The 19504-nt window shown below is 75.6% G+C and carries 16 protein-coding genes and 1 pseudogene; 12 read left to right on the top strand and 5 right to left on the bottom strand.

What is annotated here, in order from left to right; genetic code table 11:
* Positions 1-23: 23 nt before the first annotated feature.
* Positions 24-1070 carry a cell division protein ZapE gene (gene zapE / locus ACIQVD_RS26965; protein ID WP_402291970.1) on the bottom strand — a complete coding sequence of 349 codons (1047 nt, stop codon included), beginning with the start codon at positions 1068-1070 and terminating at the stop codon, positions 24-26.
* A gap of 225 nt (positions 1071-1295) precedes the next feature.
* On the opposite strand from zapE, the gene ACIQVD_RS26960 reads away from it, so the two are divergent.
* The 5 genes from ACIQVD_RS26960 to ACIQVD_RS26940 all read left to right on the top strand — a co-directional run bounded on the left by ACIQVD_RS26960 (position 1296) and on the right by ACIQVD_RS26940 (position 6772).
* The gene (locus tag ACIQVD_RS26960) at positions 1296-2084 is read left to right on the top strand and encodes a pyrimidine reductase family protein (RefSeq protein WP_400689814.1); all 789 of its coding nucleotides are present in this window, start codon (positions 1296-1298) and stop codon (positions 2082-2084) included.
* A 121-nt stretch (positions 2085-2205) separates the two neighbouring features.
* Positions 2206-2670, top strand: coding sequence for an indole-3-glycerol phosphate synthase (locus ACIQVD_RS26955; protein WP_100840273.1), 465 nt, complete (start codon positions 2206-2208; stop codon positions 2668-2670).
* A 98-nt stretch (positions 2671-2768) separates the two neighbouring features.
* Positions 2769-4175, top strand: coding sequence for a UDP-N-acetylmuramate--L-alanine ligase (murC, locus tag ACIQVD_RS26950; protein WP_402291969.1), 1407 nt, complete (start codon positions 2769-2771; stop codon positions 4173-4175).
* Between the two features lie 26 nt (positions 4176-4201).
* Positions 4202-4606 carry a peptide-methionine (R)-S-oxide reductase MsrB gene (msrB, locus tag ACIQVD_RS26945; protein WP_400689807.1) on the top strand — a complete coding sequence of 135 codons (405 nt, stop codon included), beginning with the start codon at positions 4202-4204 and terminating at the stop codon, positions 4604-4606.
* Between the two features lie 96 nt (positions 4607-4702).
* Entirely contained in the window at positions 4703-6772 is a 2070-nt protein-coding gene (locus tag ACIQVD_RS26940; protein ID WP_402291968.1) for a restriction endonuclease, read from the top strand.
* A 34-nt stretch (positions 6773-6806) separates the two neighbouring features.
* Here the strand turns inward: ACIQVD_RS26940 and ACIQVD_RS26935 are convergent, their stop codons facing one another.
* Positions 6807-7724, bottom strand: coding sequence for a GNAT family N-acetyltransferase (locus tag ACIQVD_RS26935; protein WP_400692307.1), 918 nt, complete (start codon positions 7722-7724; stop codon positions 6807-6809).
* A 200-nt stretch (positions 7725-7924) separates the two neighbouring features.
* Here ACIQVD_RS26935 and ACIQVD_RS26930 point away from each other — a divergent pair.
* The 3 genes and pseudogenes from ACIQVD_RS26930 to ACIQVD_RS26920 all read left to right on the top strand — a co-directional run bounded on the left by ACIQVD_RS26930 (position 7925) and on the right by ACIQVD_RS26920 (position 11123).
* Positions 7925-9203, top strand: a pseudogene (locus tag ACIQVD_RS26930) (DUF692 domain-containing protein).
* Between the two features lie 34 nt (positions 9204-9237).
* Positions 9238-10281: a TIGR04222 domain-containing membrane protein gene (locus ACIQVD_RS26925; RefSeq protein ID WP_400692310.1), complete on the top strand. Its 1044-nt coding sequence runs from the start codon at positions 9238-9240 to the stop codon at positions 10279-10281.
* A gap of 80 nt (positions 10282-10361) precedes the next feature.
* Positions 10362-11123: a TIGR04222 domain-containing membrane protein gene (locus tag ACIQVD_RS26920; protein ID WP_402291967.1), complete on the top strand. Its 762-nt coding sequence runs from the start codon at positions 10362-10364 to the stop codon at positions 11121-11123.
* 52 nt (positions 11124-11175) lie between these two features.
* Here the strand turns inward: ACIQVD_RS26920 and hemQ are convergent, their stop codons facing one another.
* On the bottom strand, positions 11176-11886 hold the full coding sequence (hemQ, locus tag ACIQVD_RS26915; RefSeq protein WP_100840281.1) for a hydrogen peroxide-dependent heme synthase: 711 nt from the start codon (positions 11884-11886) through the stop codon (positions 11176-11178).
* The gene (hemG, locus tag ACIQVD_RS26910; protein ID WP_402291966.1) at positions 11883-13286 is read right to left on the bottom strand and encodes a protoporphyrinogen oxidase; all 1404 of its coding nucleotides are present in this window, start codon (positions 13284-13286) and stop codon (positions 11883-11885) included. Before hemG ends, hemQ begins: the two co-directional genes overlap by 4 nt.
* 184 nt (positions 13287-13470) lie before the next feature.
* Between hemG and ACIQVD_RS26905 the strand changes: the two genes are divergently transcribed.
* Entirely contained in the window at positions 13471-14472 is a 1002-nt protein-coding gene (locus ACIQVD_RS26905; RefSeq protein ID WP_402291965.1) for a DUF4349 domain-containing protein, read from the top strand.
* A 304-nt stretch (positions 14473-14776) separates the two neighbouring features.
* On the opposite strand, the gene hemE is transcribed toward ACIQVD_RS26905, so the two are convergent.
* Positions 14777-15856 carry a uroporphyrinogen decarboxylase gene (hemE, locus tag ACIQVD_RS26900; RefSeq protein WP_402291964.1) on the bottom strand — a complete coding sequence of 360 codons (1080 nt, stop codon included), beginning with the start codon at positions 15854-15856 and terminating at the stop codon, positions 14777-14779.
* Between the two features lie 185 nt (positions 15857-16041).
* Here hemE and ACIQVD_RS26895 point away from each other — a divergent pair, with 185 nt between their 5' ends.
* From ACIQVD_RS26895 to ACIQVD_RS26885, 3 genes are all read left to right on the top strand, one after another.
* Complete coding sequence (locus tag ACIQVD_RS26895) at positions 16042-16695, top strand: DUF3000 domain-containing protein (protein ID WP_100840285.1); 654 nt, start codon at positions 16042-16044, stop codon at positions 16693-16695.
* Between the two features lie 407 nt (positions 16696-17102).
* Positions 17103-17843, top strand: a complete 741-nt coding sequence (locus tag ACIQVD_RS26890) for a response regulator transcription factor (protein WP_100840286.1) — start codon at positions 17103-17105, stop codon at positions 17841-17843.
* A gap of 302 nt (positions 17844-18145) precedes the next feature.
* Positions 18146-19384, top strand: a complete 1239-nt coding sequence (locus tag ACIQVD_RS26885) for an HRDC domain-containing protein (RefSeq protein WP_400692327.1) — start codon at positions 18146-18148, stop codon at positions 19382-19384.
* The last annotated feature ends 120 nt before the right edge of the window (positions 19385-19504 follow it).

Raw genomic sequence — 19504 nt, 5'->3', positions numbered from 1 at the left:
ACCGGCCACCGACAACGCGGTGGTTACTTCGCGGAGTCCCGGGCCAGCGCGACCAGCCGGGAGACCGCCCGCAGGTACTTCTTGCGGTAGCCGCCGCGCAGCATCTCCTCGGTGAACACCCGGTCGAACGGCACGCCCGAGGCGGTGACCGGCAGCTCCCGGTCGTACATCCGGTCGGCCAGCACCACCAGCCGCAGCGCGGTCGCCTGGTCGTCCACCTGCCGCACCCCGCGCAGGAACACCGCGCCCACCTCGTCCAGCAGCGCGCCGTACCGGCTGGGGTGCACCTCCTTCAGGTGCTCCAGCAGCGCGTCGAAGTCGTCCAGCGACGCGCCCGGGGTGCGGGCCGCGCGGGCGGTCACCTCGGCGTCGGTGTACGGCGGCGGGGCGTCGGGCAGCCCGCGGTGCCGGTAGTCCTGGCCGTCGATCCGCACCGGGCGGAAGTGCGCGGACAGGCCCTGGATCTCCCGCATGAAGTCGGCGGCGGCGAACCGGCCCTCGCCGAGCTTCTCCGGCAGCGTGTTCGAGGTCGCGCACAGCTTGACGCCGTTCTCCACCAGCCGGCCCAGCAGGGTCGAGACCAGCACGGTGTCGCCCGGGTCGTCCAGTTCGAACTCGTCGATGCAGAGCAGCCGGTGCGAGCTGAGCGTCCGCACCGCGCCCTGGAAGGTCAGCGCGCCCACCAGGTTGGTCAGCTCCACGAACGTCCCGAACGCCTTCGGGCCGGGCACCGCGTGCCAGAGCGAGGCCAGCAGGTGCGTCTTCCCCACGCCGTACCCGCCGTCCAGGTAGATCCCGGCCGGCCCGGTGGGCGCGGGGGCGGCACGGCGGAACCAGCCGCGCTTCGGCGGCTCGGCGGCGCTGTTCAGCCCGGCGGCGAAGGACTCCAGGATCTGGACGGCCTCGTACTGGCTCGGCTGCGAGGAGTCCGGCAGGTAGCTGCCGAAGCTCACCCCGGCGAAGCGCGGCGGCGGCACCATCTCGGCGACCAGCCGCTCGGCCGGCACCACCGGGCGCCGGTCGGTCAGGGCTATCGCGGTGTGAATATCGGACTCCGAGGCAGCAGACACGGAACAACAGGGTACTCGCGCCACGAGAACCGCTGCGCGACAGGGCGAAGGCAGAAGCGCGGGGAACTGCGCGGCCGACCGAGCACGCACCGCGAGATCGCGACGCGGGACGGGAGCCTGCACCGTGCCGCGGCCTCGCTGACGCGCTCCTCCCGCAGCGCGCAGTTCCCCGCGCCCCTGTTGCGCGCTCTCCGGCCGAACGCTTCCGGCTGAGAGACTCGGAGCATGAGGCAACTGATCGGCGACACCCCCGGCCCTCCCGGCAGCCCCGAGTGGCTGGCGCAGGCGTACGCGTACCCGGCGGAGGGGGCGTGGCTGCGGGCGAACATGGTCACCTCGCTGGACGGCGCGGCCCGGCTGGACGGCCTCTCGGAGGGGCTGTCCGGCGAGGCGGACAAGCGGATCTTCGGGGTGCTGCGGGCGCTGTGCGACGTGGTGCTGGTGGGGGCCGAGACGGTGCGGGCGGAGGGCTACCGGCCGGCCCGGGCCCGGGCCGGCTTCGCGGCGCGGCGGGCCGCCGCGGGCCAGCTGCCGGCGCCGGTGATCGCGGTGGTGTCGCGGAGCCTGGAGCTGGACCTGTCGGCGCCGCTGTTCACCGAGCCGCTGGTGCCCACGGTGGTGGTCACCACCGTCGACGCGCCGGCCGACCGGCTGGCCGAGGTCGCCGCCGCAGCCGATGTGATCACCGCAGGAACGGGCTCGGTGGACCTCCCCCGGGCGGTGGCCGCGCTCACGGAGCGTGGCTGGCGCCGCCAGCTCACGGAGGGCGGGCCCCGCCTGCTCGGTCAGCTCGCGGCGGACGGCCTGCTGGACGAGTTGTGCCTGTCGGTGGCGCCCCTGGTGACGGCGGGTGATTCACCGAGGATCGTGAACGGGCCGGGAATCCCGGACGTCCGACCGATGCGGCTGGTGTCATTGATCGAGGAGAAAGGTTTCCTCTTCACCCGCTATCTGCGGCCGACCGATCCGGACCGCTCCCCGAGCGTCCCAGCCCGCACCCGAGCCACATCCTGACCGATGTGGATCATGTGATCCGTGTGGCGCGTGTGCAGCGTGAGGAATCCTTCCTCCGGGCACTATGAAGGAGGGGAGCAGGGAGCCGGACCCGGGGGCCCGCACCAGCGAAGGGACTCACGTGTTCAAGACCGTACTGATGATCGAAAAGGCGCTCTCCGACGCCGACGTGGAGCTGGTCACCACGCTCCACGGCGAGGAGAAGGTCTCCTTCGTCGTCCTGATGCAACCCCGCGGCAAGCAGGACGAGCTGCTGCGTGCCCTGGACGACGTGGCCCTCGGCCATCTGGACAAGGCGGTGCACGAACGCGACGAGGGCGAGGAGGAGACGCCGACCCTCGCGGGCGAATCCCTCGAACACAGCCTGCGCCACCTGCGGCGCGCCGGGGCGGAGGCGGTCGGCGAGGTGGTCGAGGCGCACCCGCTGGTGCGGCTGCGCGAGGTGGTGGAGGAGAACCGGGCCGACGAGGTGCTGGTGCTGACCTCGCCGCACTTCGTCGAGGAGTTCTTCCACCGGGACTGGGCCTCCCGCGCCCGGCACGAGGTGGGCGTCCCGGTGCTCAAACTGTTCGCCAGCGAAGCCTGACCGCCCTCCCGGTTAGGGCAGAATCGTCCCGTAGTCCCGTAGACGTTCCACGGAGCTACGGGACGATCCCACCTCCTCACGCCCGTACGGAGCCAGCCTTGAACGACGCCGCCCACGACCTGCACGCCCCGCACTTCATCGGCATCGGCGGCGCCGGCATGTCCGGCCTGGCGAAGATCCTCGCGGTGCGCGGCGCGACCGTCTCGGGGTCCGACGCGAAGGAGTCGGAGACCGTGCGGGCGCTGCGCGAGCTGGGCGCGACGGTGTTCGTCGGGCACGCGGCGGAGCACCTCCCGGCCGGGACCAGCAGCGTGGTGGTCTCCAGTGCGATCCGCGCCGACAACCCGGAGCTGGTGGCCGCGCGGGAGCGCGGCGTCCCGGTGGTGCACCGCTCGGACGCGCTGGCGGCGCTGATGGGCGGTCGCCGGGCGCTCGCGGTGGCGGGCACCCACGGCAAGACCACCACCACCTCGATGCTGGCGGTCAGCCTGGGCGAGCTGGGCCTGGAGCCCTCGTACGCGATCGGCGGCGACCTGGACGCGCCGGGGTCGAACGCGCACCACGGGGCGGGCGAGATCTTCGTCGCGGAGGCGGACGAGAGCGACCGCAGCTTCCACAAGTACGCGCCCGAGGTGGCGATCGTGCTGAACGTGGAGCTGGACCACCACGCCAACTACGCGTCGATCGAGGAGATCTACGAGTCCTTCGAGACCTTCGTCGGCCGGATCCAGCCCGGCGGCACCCTGGTGGTCTCCGCCGACCACGCGGGCGCCCGCGAGCTGAGCCGCCGGGTGGCCGGGCGGGACGGGCTGAACGTGGTGACGGTCGGCGCCGCCGAGGACGCCGACCTGCGGGTGCTGAAGGTCGAGGCGCGCGGCATGACCAGCGAGGTGACGGTCGAGCTGGACGGCGAGCCGCTGACCTTCACCGTCTCGGTGCCCGGCCGGCACTACGCGCACAACGCGGTCGCGGCGCTGGCCGCGGGCATCGCGCTGGGCGTCCCGGCCGACGGGCTGGCGAAGGCGCTGGGCGCGTACACCGGGGTGCGGCGGCGGCTCCAGCTCAAGGGCGAGGCGCGCGGCGTGCAGGTGATCGACTCCTACGCGCACCACCCCACCGAGATGGCCGCCGACCTGGAGGCGATCCGGGAGGCGGCGGGCACGGGCCGGGTGCTGGTGGTCTTCCAGCCGCACCTGTTCTCCCGCACCCAGCAGCTCGCCGAGGAGATGGGCGGGGCGCTGGCGCTGGCCGACGCCTCGGTGGTGCTGGACATCTACCCGGCCCGCGAGGACCCGATCCCCGGCGTCACCGCCGAGCTGATCATCGACGCGGCCCGCCGGGCCGGCGCCGACGTCCGGGCCGAGCACGACTTCGCCGCCGCCCCCGCGCTGCTGGCCGCGCTGGCCGCCCCCGGCGACCTGGTGCTGACCATGGGCGCGGGCGACGTCACCAACCTGGGCCCGGAAATTCTGGCCGCCCTGGCCGACGTTGCACCTGCTGTCTGACGTCCCCGTCCGAGCTGGAGAGTGCCGTGAGCTACGAGGTCCAGAAGTCCGACGCCGAGTGGCGCGCCGAGCTGACTCCGGAGGAGTACCACGTGCTCCGCGAGGCCGGCACCGAGCGGCCGTTCGTCGGCGAGTACACCGACACCCGGACGGTCGGCGTGTACAGCTGCCGGGCGTGCGGCGCGGAGCTGTTCAGCAGCGAGACCAAGTTCGACAGCCACTGCGGGTGGCCGTCGTACTACTCGCCGCTGGCCGGTGACTCGGTGGAGTACCTGGAGGACAGCAGCCTCGGCATGCGCCGGGTCGAGGTGCGCTGCAAGAAGTGCGGCAGCCACCTGGGGCACGTCTTCGAGGGCGAGGGGTACGACACCCCGACCGACCAGCGGTACTGCATCAACTCGATCTCGCTGCGGTTCGAGCCCGCCGAGTAGGCTCCGCGCCCGCCCGCCCGCGTGGAAGACTGGATCTTCTTCCGAACGGTCTTGGACGTGGGTGGGGCGGGCGTGGCACGGCGGCGGTCTTCCGGGGTGTGGTCGGTACTGGCTGAGGCGCAGCGCGAGCAGCATCGCCGCGCGGAGGCCCAGCGCAAGGCGGCCGCCGCCCGGCAGCGCGAGAGCGAACGGGCGCAGCGGGAGGCGCAGCGGGCGGCCGCCCGGGGTGAGCGCGAGGCGGTGAAGGCGTACCAGCAGGGGCGGGAGTCGGACGCCGCCCGGCGCAGCGCCGAACTGGACGGGCGGGTCGCCGAGTTGCGCGGGGTGCTGGCGGCCGGGCTGGCCGGCCCCGGCTTCGTGCTGGCCGGGGGCGGGCGTCCCGCGGTGCCGCCGTTCGACCCCGGTCCGCTGGGCGTGCCGGTGCCGATGCCCGACCAGGACTGGTACCTGGTGCCGCCCCCGTCCGGCCCGCAGGCGTACCAGCCGGGGGCGCGCCGGCAGTGGGAGGAGCAGTCCGCGCAGGCCCGGGCCAGGTTCGAGTACGACTGGCAGGCCGCCTGGGCCGCCGAACAGCACCGGCAGCGCCAACTCGCCGACTACCGCGCCCAGTACGACGCCTGGGCGGCCGAGCGGCACCGGCTGCTGGCCGGGCGGTCCGCCCAGGCCGGCGAGCTGACGGCGCGGCTGCGGGCGGGCGAGCCGGCGGCGGTCGCCGAGTACTTCGAGGCGGTGGTCGACTGGCGCGAGGACTGGCCGGACGGCTTCCCCGCCGACGGCGAGACCTCCTGGGACGCCTCGACCCGGCGGTTGGTGGTGCGCTGGGAGCTGCCGCCGTACGAGGTGGTGCCAAGCGTCGGCCGGTACCGCTACGTCCGCTCCGAGGACCGCGAGGACGAGGTCGCCCGGCCCGCCGGGCAGCGCCGGGAGCTCTACCGCGAGGTGCTGGCGCAGTGCGCGCTGCGGGTGCTGGCCGAGGTGTTCCGGGCCGACACCGACGGCCTGCTCGCCTCGGTGGGCCTGAACGGCGTGGTGGTCGCCCCCGATCCGGCGACCGGGCAGCAGGGCGAGCGCTGCCTGCTGACCGTGGAGGCCGACCGCGCCGCTTTCGAGGCGCTGGCCCTGGACCGGGTCGCCCCGCTGGACTGCCTGGTCGACGCGCTCGGCGGCCGGATCTCCGCCCGGCCGGAGAAGGGCGAGGCCGTCCCGGAGCTCCCCAGCGCCTTCGCCGCGGCCGGCGAGGAGCCCGACCTGTTCGCCATGGACCCGCTGGAGTTCGAGCGGTTGATCGCCGAGCTGTTCCGCCGCCGGGGCCTGCGCACCAGCACCACCGCGCGCAGCGGCGACGAGGGCGTGGACGTGCTGGCCGAGGACCCGGACCCGATCACCGGCGGGAAGATCGTCATCCAGGCCAAGCGCTACCGGCACACCGTCTCGCCGGGCGCGGTGCGCGACCTGGAGTCCACCATGCGCCACCAGGGCGCCAACCGGGGCATCCTGGTGACCACTTCGGGCTTCGGCCCGGGCTCCCGCAAGCACGCCGAGAACAAACCGCTCACCCTGGTGGACGGCCCGCTGCTGCTCGCGCTGCTCCGCGAGCACGGCCTCCCCGGCCGGCTGGGCCCGGCCCCCGCGGCCCCCGCCGTCGCCGTGCCGCGCACCGCCGCCCCCGCCGCCGAACTGGTGCCGGGCCAGAACCTGGTGCTGCCCGACGGGGAGCTGCGGGTGGTGTTCCGGGCCGGCGGCGCGGAGGCCGACCTGACGCTGCTGCTGCTCGACGCGGACGGCAAGGTCCGGCACGACGGGGACTTCGTCTTCTACCACCAACCGGAGGCGGAGGGCGGCGCCGTGACGCTCCGTCCGGACGAGCGCAGCGCGACCGTCCGGACCGGGCGGCTCCCGGCGGCGGTGCGGCGGGTGGCGGTCTCGGTCAACCTGGACGCGGACGGCGACGGCAGCTGCGCGGACCTGGTCGACCCGGTGGTGGAGCTCTCCTCCGGCGACGGCAGCTGGCTGTTCCGGCCGCCGGCCGACCCGGCGGTCTCCGCGATGCTGGTCGCCGAGGTGTACCGGCACCCGGCCGACGGCTGGAAGCTGCGCGCGGTCGGCCAGGGCTGGTCGGACGGCCTGGCCGGCCTGGCCCGCGACCACGGCGTGGACGTCGCCTAGGGGCGCTCGGCGCCCGCGCCCCCGGGCGCCGCGGTCACCGCCCGAGCGCCTTGGTGTGCTTCCACTCCGTCGCGCAGGCGCGGTAGCCGAACCAGTCGTTGATGGCGAGCATCGGGGCGTTGTCCGCGTCGTTCTGGGTGTACGCGGCGGTGAGGCCGCGGGCCTTGGCGCGGTGCAGGGAGTGCGCCTTGGCGAGTTTGGCCAGGCCGCGGCCGCGGTGGGTGGAGCGGGTGGCGGTGAAGGAGGACCAGTAGGTGCGGTGGCCGTCGGTCTGGGCGGCGGAGAACGCGACCGGCTCGCCGTCGGCGAGGACGACCGCGGTGAGGGCGTGCTCCTGGTCGGGGCGCTGCCAGATCTCGGCGAGCCAGCTCTCGTAGGACTGGTCGTCGAGGACGAGGTCGCCCGGCTCGGCGCGGGTGCCGTCGATGTCGACCAGGTAGATCGGGTACGGGTCGGCCAGGAAGTCGGCGGCGGTGCGCAGTTCGACGCCGGGCGGGGTGGGCGGCAGCGCGGGCAGCGGGGCGGTGAGGTCGAGGCCGGAGAAGCGGCCGGCCCGGCCGCGCCGGTAGCCGCGGGCGGCGGCGAAGCCGAGCGCCTCGGGGGTGTCGTCGGCCCAGCCGTGGGCGTCCCGGGTGCCGAGGGCGGCGAGTTCCCGTTCGGCGGCGGTGAGCAGCGCGGTGCCGATGCCCGCGCCGCGGTGCTCGGGGAGCACGCTGACGTTGAGGAAGCCCTGGTGGGGGGTGGCGCTCTCGGCCACCGGGCCGAACCGGGCGGTGCCGACGACCCGGCCGCCCCGCTCGGCGACCAGCAGGTGGTAGTGCGGCAGGGCGGCCAGCCAGGCGGTGACTTCGGGAGTGGTGACCAGGTGCGGGCGGCCGGCCCGGTAGGCTTCGGCGGCCCCGACGGCGTCGGTGGAGGCGAACGGGCGGATGCGGTACGGCGAGGAAGTCATAGGCATGTCACGTTAGTCAGTCGTCCGTCCGTGCGCCGCCGAATTTCCCCCCACCCGCGCGGAAGTTCGGCCGGTGCGGCCGAACCTCAAGTTCAGCTCTGAGTTTCCGTTGTCCCGCTTGGCATCGGTGCCCGGCGGATACATCCTCGGCAACGGGGAGCCGGGCCTTCCGAAAGGCCCGCCGGAAAAGGGGGTGGAATATGTCTTCGTCCGGTATTCCACGATTGGGCACCGGCATCGGCTGGCGCCCGGAGATCGACACCGCGGTGGAGCGGCTGGACGGCCTCGACTGGGTCGAGGTGGTCGCGGAGAACGTCTGCGCCGAGCACCTGCCGCCCTCGCTGGCCGAGTTGCGCTCCCGCGGCGTCACGGTCGTCCCGCACGGCGTCTCGCTCGGCCTGGGGGACGCCGCCGAGCCGGACCCGGCCCGGCTGGCCCGGCTGGCGGGCGTCGCCGAGGCGCTCGGGTCGCCGCTGGTCAGCGAGCACCTGGCGTTCGTCCGGGCGGGCGGCCTGGAGGCCGGGCACCTGCTGCCGGTGCCGCGCACCCGGGCGGCGCTGCGGGTGGTGGCCGCCAACGTGCGGATCGCCCAGCGGGAGCTGCCGGTGCCGCTGGCGCTGGAGAACATCGCCGCCCACCTGGCCTGGCCGGGCGACGAGTTGACGGAGGCCCAGTTCCTCGCCGAGTTGGTCGAGCGCACCGGCGTCCGCCTGCTGGTGGACGTCGCCAACCTGCACACCAACCGGGTCAACCTGGGCGTCGACCCGGCCGCCGAACTGGACCGGCTGCCGCTGGAGGCCCTCGCCTACGTGCACGTGGCCGGCGGCGTCGAGCGCGACGGCGTCTGGCACGACACCCACACCCACCCCGTCACCGCGCCCGTGCTGGAGGTGCTGGCCGCGCTCTGCGAGCGGGCCGACCCGCCCGGGGTGCTGCTGGAGCGGGACGGCGCGTACCCGCCGCCCGCCGAACTGTCCGCCGAACTCGACGCCATCCGCCGCGTCCAGCGCCTGCACCGGAGGGAAGCCGCCCGTGTCTGAGCACCACGAATACCTGATCCGCGACCGCGCCGACGCCGAACTCGCCCTCGCCCGGGTCGAACTGGCGCACCGCCAGGAGGAGTTGCTGGCCGCCCTGACGGCCGGCGGCCCGGCCCCGGCCGGCTTCGACCCGGAGCAGCTGCGGGTCCAGGCCGCCGGCCTGCTCGCCAAGCGCCGGGAGACCGTCGGCCACCTGATGCCGGAGCTGCCCGACCTGCTCGGCCCGGACTTCGCCCCGCTGTTCGACCGCTACGCCGCCGTCCGCCCGCTCACCGGCGGCTACCGGGCCGACGCCCGGGCCTTCGCCGAGTGGGCCCTGGACGGCGCCCCCGCCGCCGCCGACTGGCAGCCCGCGCTGCGCCGCCTGCTGCGCCCCGCCGCCTCCCGGTGGAGCCGCCTGCTGCCGCGCCGCGACCGCACCGCCAAGGCGCACCCCTGACCGCTCCGCACCGCACAGAAAGGAACCACGGGGGATGTTGGACTTCCGGTTCTTCCTGGCGTTCGCCCTCGTCGCGTGCGCCGTCACCGTCTCCGCCGTCTTCAACCGGCGCAGCCGCCGGGTCACCGACGTACGGGGGCTGCCCGGGCGCGGCCTGCCCCTGCTGGACGCCGCCTTCCTGGCCGGCGGGCCCGCCCGGGTGGTCGACACCGCGCTGGTCCGGATGGAGCGCGAGGGCCGGTTGGTGATCTCCCGGGCCCACCGGGTCACCGTCACCTCCGACCGGACGTCCGACCCGGTCGAGCGGGTGCTGGTCACCGCCGTGGGCGGCCGGGCCGGGCGCGACCTGTCCGTGCTGCGCACCTCCGTGATGGGCAGCCCCGAGGTGCAGCGGATCGGCGACGGGCTCGCCGCCCGCGGCCTGCTGCGCAACCCGGCCGCGCTGCGGGCCGCCCGGCGGGCCCACCGGATGGTGCTGCCGGCGCTGCTGGTCGCGGTGGTGCTCGGCGCGGTCTCCACCGTGCGCTGGCTGAACGGGCCCTGGGAGTCCGCCGCTCCGGCGTTCGTCCCGTACTTCCCGCTCGTCCTGTTCACGGTGCTCGCCCTGGTCGTCAACCGCCCGCCGCGGAGCCGGATCACCCCGGCCGGCCTGCGCCAGTTGCAGCTGATGCGCGGCGGCAGCGCCTGGCGGCCCCGGGAGGTGGAGCGGGAGCACGCCCGGCTGGTCGGCGCGTTCGCCCTCGACGGCACCGCCGCGCTGAGCGGCTCCGCGCACCGGGCGCTGCGCGAGGCGCTCGACGGCACCGCCGCCGCCCCCGCCCGACCGGCGCGGGGTTCGCGGCGCGGCCGGGCGGGCGGCGGCACGGAGTACGCGGCCGGGGCGGGGGCCGGGGCCGGTGCGGGGGCGTGGTGCGGGACGTCCAGCGGCTCGTCCTGCGGGTCGTCCGGCCATTCGGGCGGTTCGCACCACTCCTGCGGGAGTTCGTCCTCGCACTCCTGCGGCGGCTCCTCGCACTCCTGCGGGTCGTCCAGCTCCTGCGGGTCCAGCTGCGGCGGGGGCGGGTGCGGTGGTTCCTGAGGCCCCGCCGAGTCACAGTTCGGTATCGCGGCGCGGGTACCCGTTCCGCTTCCGGCCCGCACAGGACTAGAACGAAGGGCATGTGGGTGTTGCTGCTGATCCCGTCCTGTGCCGCCGCGGTGCTCTCGTGCCTGCGCCTGGTGCGGGTCGCCGCGGTCGCGGACGCCCTCACCGGGCGGGCCCCGCACCCCGCGCACCGGCCCTCCGGGGTCGGCCTCTACGAGACCGCGTACCTGGCCGGGGGCCCCGCCCGGGTGGTAGACCTGGCCCTGGTCCGGATGGCCGCGCTGGGCCGGCTGCACCTCGCGCACACCGGTTGGACCACCGTCGTCGACCCGCAGGGCCGGGGCCGCCTCGAACGGGCCCTGATCGGTGCGATCGGCCCCGAAGGCCAGTGCCGCACCGCCCAGTTGAAGGAGGCGCTGGCCGCCCACCCCACCGTCCGCGACATCGGCGACCGGCTGGCGCTGGCGGGGCTGGCGACGCCGGCGGTGGTCCGCGACCGCGCCCTGCGGGCGATCCGGCAGGTCCGCTACGCGCTGCTCGGGGCGGCCTCGATGCTGCTGCTGACCGTCCTGCTCACCGCGCCCGACGGCACCGCCGCCCGCACCGCGGTGGCCTGGTACGCGCTCCCGCTGGTCCTCACCGGCGGGACCCTGCTGATGGCCCGGGTCGACGTCCACGCCTACACCGCGTGGGCCGCGCCCGCCGGCCAGACCCTGCTGCGGGCCCTCCCCTGCCGCCACACCGTCGCCACCGACGACGACCTGCTCACCGCCGTCGCCATCTCCGGCCCCGCCGCCGTCCGGGACCCGCGGCTGCGCGCGGCCCTCGGCTCCTGACCCGGGGGGGCAGGGGCCGGTCCGGCCGCGCGCGGCGGGGTGCGGCCGGGGCCTAGTAGAGGCCGGCCAGCAGGTCGGCGACCGGCTTGCGGCGGCCGGTGAAGAAGGGGACCTCCTCGCGGACGTGCAGGCGGGCCCGGGAGGGGCGCAGGTCGCGCATCAGGTCGACGATGCGGTGCAGTTCGTCGGCCTCGAAGGCCAGCAGCCACTCGTAGTCGCCCAGGGCGAAGGAGGCGACGGTGTTGGCGCGCACGTCGGGGTAGCCGCGGGCCATCATGCCGTGCTCGGCGAGCATCGCGCGGCGCTCCTCGTCCGGGAGCAGGTACCACTCGTAGGAGCGGACGAAGGGGTAGACGCAGACGTACTCGCGGGGCCGCTCGTCGGCGAGGAACGCCGGGATGTGCGACTTGTTGAACTCGGCGGGGCGGTGCAGCGCCATGTTGGACCAGACCGGCTCCAGGTGGCGGCCGAGCCCGGTGCGGCGGAAGCGGTTGTACGCCTCCTGGAGGTCGTCGGAGTCCTCGGCGTGCCACCAGACCAGCAGGTCGGCGTCGGCGCGCAGGGCGGAGACGTCGTAGGTGCCGCGGACCACGACGTCCTTGGCGGCGAGCTGCTCGAAGAGGGCGTCGACCTCCGCGGCGAGGCCGGTGCGGTCCTCGGGGAGGGCGTCCTTGAGCTTGAACACCGACCACATGGTGTAGCGGATGACCTGGTTGAGGTCGCGGGCCTTCTTCTTCACGGGCTGCTCAGTGCTTTCGGTCATGAGCCCATTGTCCCTTCCGTGCGGGCGGCGCCGGTGCCGGGGGTGAGGTGCTCGGCGGCGCGCCGGGCACCGGCGATGACGGCGGGGACGCCGACGCCGTCGTACGCGGCGCCGCAGACCGCGATCGCGCCCAGGGCGTCGAGGCGGGCGCGGATCCGGGCGACCCGGTCGAGGTGGCCGACCGGGTACTGCGGGAGCCCGGCCCGCCAGCGGGTGACGGCGTGGTCGTACGGGGTGGCGCGCAGGCCGACGGCGGTGCGCAGGTCGGCGAGCGAGCGGGCGACGAGTTCGGCGTCGTCCAGGTCCAGGGCGGCGTCCTCGCGGTGGCGGCCGAGCGAGGTGCGCAGCAGGAAGGCGTCGGGGGCGGAGCGGGCCAGCCAGCCCCACTTGTTGCTGGAGAAGGTGGACGCCTTGATGCTGCGCCGGTCGACCGGCGGGACGAGGAAGCCGCTGCCGGTGAGCGGGCTGTCGGCCAGGTCGGCGCGGCGGAAGGCCAGGGTGACCAGGGCCATCGAGGCGTACTCGACCTGCCGGAGTTCGGCGGCGGCGCCGGGGGCGTCGGCGGCGAGCAGCGCGGCGGCCTGCGGGGCGGAGACGGCCAGCACCACGGCGTCGGCGGCGAGTTCGCGTCCGCCGGCGGTGATCCGCCAGCCGTCGGGGGTGCGGCGCAGGGCCTCGACGGGGTGGCCGGTGAGCAGGTCGGCGCCGCGGGCCCGGTCGTGGGCGGCGACCGCCTCGGGGAGGGTGCCGAGCCCGCCGTCCAGGCCCTGGAAGACCGGTCCGGTGGCGGTGGCGCGGCTGCTGAGTTCGCGGATGGCGGCGGTCAACGACCCCGGCTGGTGGGCGAGTTGCAGCAGCTGCGGGACGGCGGCGCGGATCGAGATCTCGTCGGCGTGCCCGGCGTACACGCCGCCGAGCAGCGGCTCGACCAGCCGGTCGACCACCTCGCGGCCGAGCCGGTCGGCGACGTAGCGGCCGATCGGGGCGTCCTCGCCGAGCGGGGCGGGCCGCTCCCGGCGGGCCCGCTCCAGGCCCTCGGGGGTGAGCACGCCGGACGCCTCCAGCGCGTCCAGGTCGCCGGGGACGCCCATGAGTTGGCCGCCGGGCAGCGGGCGCAGGCCCTCCCTGGTCCAGATCGCGGCCCTGGCGGTGGTGGGCGGCTCCAGCCGGTCGCCGAGGCCGACCCGGCGGGCCAGCTCGACGGCCTCGGGGCGGCGGGCGAGCACCGACTCGGCACCGAGGTCGACCCGGACGCCGCCGACCTCGCCGCCGCGCAGTTTCCCGCCGAAGCGCCCGGACGCCTCCAGCACGGTCACCCGCACCGCCGCGTCCCCGAGGAACGCCGCCGCGGCCAGGCCCGCGATCCCGCCACCGATCACCACGACGTGAGGTTTCGCCATGCCGACCAGTCTCCCAGCCCTTATCCGGATCGCCGGGATCGGCCCCGGAGCGCCCCGAGACCGGGGTGAGTCCACAGCGTGATCGTTCCGGTACCGTCGGTGCGGGTCCGCTCCCGGGGCCGCCGCGTCACAGTCTCGTGGGGGCGGGCGGACGGCCCGCCCCGGAACACGGGGAGGGAACCGAATGGACCTGCGGGTACGCAGAGCGGGCGCGGTCGGGGCGCTGGCCGCGGTGCTGCTGCTGGCCGGGTGCAGCGCGGGCGGCGACCACGCGTCGAGCTCGGCGGCCGTCGCCGACGCGAAGGGCGGCGCCCGGGCGCCGGGCGCGGCGGCGGCCACCCCCGGCAAGGGCGACGCCCCCGCCGGGGCCGGGGGCGCGGCCGGGACGGCGGCGGCGACCGCGGCCGCGGCGGACCGTCAGATCGCCTACCAGGCGAAGCTGACGCTCCGAGTGGAGGACGTCGGCGACGCGAGCGCCAAGGCCGTCGACCTGGTCACCCGGGCCGGCGGGTACGTCGCCGGGGAGGACCTGCGCGGCGGGACGGGCGACAGCACGCAGTCCACGCTGACGCTCAAGGTCCCGTCCGCGGCCTACCAGGCCACCCTGGACGGGCTCGGCGGGCTCGGCACCCGGCTCGGCCTCAGCAGCCAGGCCGAGGACCTCACCGCGCAGATCGCCGACACCGACAGCCGGGTCAAGTCCATGCAGGCCAGCGTGGACCGGGTGCGGGCGCTGATGGCGGACGCGAAGAGCCTGGCCGAGGTGGTGTCGCTGGAGAGCGAGCTGACCCGCCGCGAGTCCGACCTCGAATCGCTCCAGCACCAGCAGCAGCAGCTCGCCGCCCGCACCTCGCTCTCCACCGTGACCCTGGACCTGGTGACGGCCCGCCAGGCCGTCCGGGTCGAACCGGAGAAGAAGCAGACCGGCTTCTGGGCCTCCGTCGGCCACGCCCTCGCCGGCGGCTGGCACGCGCTGGTGGTCCTGGTCCGCGCCCTGCTCATGGTGCTGGCGGCCCTGGCCCCCTTCCTGCTGGTCCTGGCCCCGTTCGCCTGGCTGCTGCGCAGGCAGCTCCGCAAGCGCCCCCGGACCCCCCGCGGCCCGGTCCGGCACGCCCCGCACGCCCCGCACGCCCCGATGCCGCCCGCCCCGCCCCGTCCGACGCACACCCCGGACGGCGAGGAGTAACCGAGGAGCACCGGACCACCACGGAGGCCGGGGAGCGGCGGGCCACGACCCGCCGCTCCCCGGCCTCCGGCCGTCAGAGCCGCTCCACCGCACGCCCTCGCCACCCGGACCGCGGCGAGGACCGCGCGGGGCACCGCCACCAGCGCCGCAGAGCGCGGCGTGGGCGCCCTCGTGGTGGCGGGCGGCGTTCACGGTGGGGAGGGCGGTGAGGGCGGGACGGCCCGGGGCTGCTCGAACGCGGAGACCCGCCGCCGCGTCCTGGCCGTCCCCGCCCGCCCGGGCGGCGGGGAGCCGGCCGGGGGCCTCAGCGGGCGCTGGCCTCGTGGACGAAGGCGACCAGGCGGGTGAGGGCGTCCGGGTCCATGGTGGGCATGACGCCGTGGCCGAGGTTGAAGATGTGGTGGCTGCCGCCGAGGGCCTGGGCGGCGTGCAGGACCTCGCGGGCCTTGGTCTCGACCACGTGGGTGGGGGCGTAGAGGACGGCGGGGTCGAGGTTGCCCTGCAGGCCCTTGCCGGGGCCGACCCGGTTGGCGGCCTCGTCGAGCGGGACGCGCCAGTCGACGCCGACGATGTCCGCGCCGGCCTGGCCCATCAGGCCGAGGAGTTCGCCGGTGTTGACGCCGAAGTGGATCCGCGGGACGCCGTAGGGCTCGACCGCGTCGAAGACCTTGGTGCTGGCGGGCAGCACCGAGCGGCGGTACTCGTCGGGGGCGAGCGCGCCGGCCCAGGAGTCGAAGAGCTGGACCGCCGAGGCCCCGGCCTCGATCTGGATCTTCAGGAAGGCGGAGGTGATCCGGGCGAGCCGGTCGACCAGTTCGGCCCACACCTCGGGGGCGCCGTACATCATCGCCTTGGTGTTCTCGTACGACTTCGAGGGCCCGCCCTCGACCAGGTAGCTGGCCAGCGTGAAGGGGGCGCCGGCGAAGCCGATCAGCGGGGTGGCGCCGAGTTCGGCGACCAGCAGGCCGACCGCCTCGGTGATGTAGGGCATGTCGTCGGGCTCCAGCGGGCGCAGCCGCCGGAGGTCGGCCGCGGTGCGGATCGGGTCGGCGATGACCGGGCCGACGCCGCCCTTGATCTCGACGTCGATGCCGACCGCCTTGAGCGGGACGACGATGTCGGAGAAGAAGATGGCCGCGTCCACCTTGTGCCGGCGCACCGGCTGGAGGGTGATCTCCTTGACCAGGTCGGGCCGCATGCAGGCGTCGAGCATCGGGACGCCCTCGCGGACCTTCAGGTACTCGGGCAGCGAGCGGCCGGCCTGCCGCATGAACCAGACGGGGGTGTGCGGCACCGGCTCGTTGCGGGCGGCGCGCAGGAAGACGGAGTCGTACGCGGCGCCGCGGGGCCGCTGACCGGACTGGGCTGCGGGGGTCTCACTCACGGGTCACATCCTCGCACGCGGCCGGTGGGCCCCCGCCCGGACGGACCGCCCGGGCAGGCAAAACGGACACCTCGGGCGGTGGCCGCCGGGGCGGTGCGCACGGCCCGCCCGGTTTCCGGGTTTTCGGCACGCCGGAGGCACGAAAGTGCTCGGCTTGCGGGTCCGCGCCGCCTAGGCTTCCGGTCATGGCAGCGGTCGGCGGGCAATCCGCGCAGGGTGGAGGAACGGGCAGGGAGTCGGCGCCGATCGAGTTCCGCGACGCGGTCGAGGCGCTGACCGGGGCGCGGCTGCGCCCCGAGGTGCGGCTGTCCCCGCAGCCCGCCCCCCGCCGGCTGGCCCCGCACGCCTTCGCGCTCTCCGCCTCGGTGGAGGTGGACGGCGAGGAGCTGGCGGACGGCACCCTGGTGCTGCTGCACGACCCGGCCGCGCCGGAGGCGTGGAACGGCGACTTCCGGGTGGTGACCATGACCCGGGCCGACCTGGAGCCGGAGATGGCGGGCGACCCGCTGCTGTCCGAGGTCGGCTGGAGCTGGCTGCTGGACGCACTGCAGGCGCAGGCCGCCGGGTACGCCGAGCCGTCCGGCACGGTGACCAGGTGCCACTCCCAGTACTTCGGCGCGCTGGCCGAGCGCGGCGCGTCCACCGAGATCGAGCTGCGGGCGTCCTGGACGCCGGCCGACCGCCGCTTCGAGCGGCACCTGGCCGCCTGGGCGGACCTGCTGTGCGTCTGCGCGGGGCTGCCGCCGTCCGCGCCCGCGCCGCTGGCGGCCGACGGGCCGGGCGGGCTCGGCGGCGTGGTGCCGATGCCGGCCCGCCGCCGGCCGCGCAACTCGCACTGACCGGCCGTCAGGCGTCCGGGCTCCCCGCGCGGCGGCCCGGCGGCGTCGCACGGACGCCTCGGCAGGCACCCCGGCAGACATCCCGGCAGACACCTCAGGGGGACAAGCCCGCGTCCCGGGAGCGGCGCCACCCGCAGGGCTGACGGAGTGTGACTTCCCCTCCACTCCGGGTCAATTACCTGCACGTTTGCGATCGTCGCGTCGCCGTTCCCGATCGAATGTGTGCGATTTCCAAGCATGTCGTACCGGTCACCTGCACGATTTGTCCGTATTGTTACTCACCAGATCGTGATCACCCGCTAAAGCCGGGCACGGTTGATGCCGAAGGTGTCAGTGACCCTTTCCAGACGCGGAACGCTCCGACCGCCCCCTCGGGGTTCGTCCGCCACTCCCCCCGGAGGCCTCAGGTGTCGGTCCTTCTCGAGCACCCCGCAAGCGTGGTCGCCTACCGCCCGACCAAGCCCACCGCCATGGTGGTCATCGCAGATCCCCGGGTCCGGAACACGGTGACCCGGCACCTATGGGCACTCGGTGTCCGCGACGTCATCGAGGTGTCCTCGATCGCCGAGGCCCGGCCCCGGGTCTCCACCCCGCGCGACATCTGCATCGCCGACGTGCACCTGCCGGACGGCTCCGGCCTGACCGTCCTCGCCGAGACCCGCGCCGCGGGCTGGCCCAACGGCCTGGCGCTGTCCGCCGCCGACGACATCGGCGCGGTCCGCTCGGCACTGGCCGGCGGCGTCAAGGGCTACGTGGTGACCGGCACCCGGACCAACATGCCGATGCCCGGCCGCCCCGGCCTGCCGATCGGCGCCGGCCTGGCCGGCCGGATGCGCCGCCCCGGCCTCCCCGGCCACCACCACCCCGGTGCGCCCGGCCACCACGGCGCCCCCGGCCAGCCCGGTGCCGCCCCCGGCGCTCCGGGTGCGCCCGGCGCCCAGCCGTCCGCGTACCGCGAGCTGTCCGGCCGCGAGGTGGAGGTGCTGCGGCTGGTCGCCGAGGGCCAGTCGAACAAGGCGATCGGCGTGGCGATGGGCCTGTCCGCACTGACGGTGAAGAGCCACCTGGCGCGCATCGCCCGCAAGCTGGGCACCGGCGACCGGGCCGGCATGGTGGCGGTGGCTCTGCGCACCGGCATCATCCACTGACCCACATCGTCGCTGGTGGCGGCCCGGAGGAACGTTTCCTCCGGGCCGCCGCCGTTCGCCCTGCTGCTTCCCTGCCGCTTCCCCGCTACTTCCCCGCCGCTCTCCCGCCGCTCCCCCGCGCACCCCGGCGTGACAGCCCGTCAGCGGCCCCCCGCCGCGCCGCGGACATCCGGCGGGCACCCCGGCGCACCGGGACCGGGCGGCCCGGCGGCGGTCGGCCGCCCCCGGCTGGCATATGTCAGAACATGGTCCGACCAGTCAGACAACACTCCCGGCGGCGACACACGACGTACCCTTGGGGGGTGACCGACGCCGTAGCCTCCATCCCCGAAGAGACCGCCCCGGTACCGCTCCTCGAGCCCAGGGACGGACTCCCACCGGTGGTGGCGGACGAAGCGGCCCTCGCCGCCGTCGTCGAGGGCTTCCGCCGCGGCACCGGCCCGGTGGCCGTCGACGCCGAGCGCGCCTCCGGCTACCGCTACGGCCAGCGCGCCTACCTGATCCAGCTGCGCCGCGAGGGCGCGGGCACCGCGCTGATCGACCCGATCGCCTGCCCCGACCTGACCGGCCTGAACGCCGCGCTCGCCGACACCGAGTGGGTCGTGCACGCCGCCACCCAGGACCTGCCCTGCCTGTTCGAGGTGGGCATGCACCCGGGCCTGCTGTTCGACACCGAGCTGGCCGGCCGCCTCGCCGGGTTCCCCCGGGTCGGCCTGGGCCCGATGACCGAGAACGTGCTGGGCCTCTCGCTGGCCAAGGAGCACTCGGCGGTCGACTGGTCTACCCGCCCGCTGCCCGAGCCCTGGCTGCGCTACGCGGCGCTGGACGTCGAGGTGCTGGTCGACCTGCGGGACGCGCTGGAGGCCGAGCTGGAGCAGCAGGGCAAACTCGACTGGGCCCACCAGGAGTTCGCCGCCCTGGCCGCCGCGCCCCCGCCGGCCCCCCGGGTCGACCCGTGGCGCCGCACCTCCCAGCTGCACAAGGTCCGCCGCCGCCGGCAGCTGGCCGCCGTCCGCGAGATGTGGCTCACCCGGGACCGGATCGCCCGCGAGCGGGACGTCTCCCCCGGCCGGGTGCTGGCCGACGCCGCGATCGTGAACGCCGCGCTGGCGATGCCGGCCAACGCGCCCGCGCTGATCGCCGTCCAGGGCTTCGGGCCGCGGATCAACCGCCGCCAGCTGGAGCAGTGGCTGGCCGCGATCGAGCGCGCCCGCGAGATCCCGGAGTCCGCGCTGCCGCCCGCGACCGCCCCGCACGACGGGCCGCCGCCGCCGCGCGCCTGGGCCGAGAAGGACCCGGTCGCCGCGGCCCGGCTCAGCGGCGCCAGGGCCGCCGTCGCCGCCCTGGCCGAGCGGTACCACCTGCCCGCGGAGAACCTGATCACCCCCGACCTGGTCCGCCGGGTCTCCTGGGAGCCGCCGGCCCGCCCGGACGCCGACGCGGTCGCCGACGCGCTGCGCGCCCTGGGCGCCCGCGCCTGGCAGACCGAGCTGGTCGCCCCGGTCCTGGCGGAGGCGTTCCGGACCGCGGCGGAGGGCTGAGGCCGGTCCCCGGACCCCCGCCGGGGCGGGGGGACCGGCGGCGGGGAGGGGCGGGGCGGCGTGACCGCCCTCACGGTCCTTGCCGGGCGTTGTTACTCGTGGGTAGATTGGTGGGCGCAG

It is taken from the genome of Kitasatospora sp. NPDC090308 (genome assembly GCF_044769485.1).
GTDB lineage: Bacteria > Actinomycetota > Actinomycetes > Streptomycetales > Streptomycetaceae > Kitasatospora > Kitasatospora fiedleri.
The sequence above is the reverse complement of the archived record's forward strand: the minus strand, read 5'-3'. Positions and strand labels throughout refer to the sequence as shown.

Bases quoted from the DNA above. Each gene is read 5' to 3' on its own strand.
- hemQ (WP_100840281.1), bottom strand. From the start codon at position 11,886: ATGACCGAAAGCACTGAGCAGCCCGTGAAGAAGAAGGCCCGCGACCTC.
- ACIQVD_RS26960 (WP_400689814.1), top strand. From the start codon at position 1,296: ATGAGGCAACTGATCGGCGACACCCCCGGCCCTCCCGGCAGCCCCGAG.
- ACIQVD_RS26905 (WP_402291965.1), top strand. From the start codon at position 13,471: ATGGACCTGCGGGTACGCAGAGCGGGCGCGGTCGGGGCGCTGGCCGCG.
- ACIQVD_RS26895 (WP_100840285.1), top strand. From the start codon at position 16,042: ATGGCAGCGGTCGGCGGGCAATCCGCGCAGGGTGGAGGAACGGGCAGG.
- ACIQVD_RS26935 (WP_400692307.1), bottom strand. From the start codon at position 7,724: ATGACTTCCTCGCCGTACCGCATCCGCCCGTTCGCCTCCACCGACGCC.
- hemG (WP_402291966.1), bottom strand. From the start codon at position 13,286: ATGGCGAAACCTCACGTCGTGGTGATCGGTGGCGGGATCGCGGGCCTG.
- ACIQVD_RS26925 (WP_400692310.1), top strand. From the start codon at position 9,238: ATGTTGGACTTCCGGTTCTTCCTGGCGTTCGCCCTCGTCGCGTGCGCC.
- ACIQVD_RS26920 (WP_402291967.1), top strand. From the start codon at position 10,362: ATGTGGGTGTTGCTGCTGATCCCGTCCTGTGCCGCCGCGGTGCTCTCG.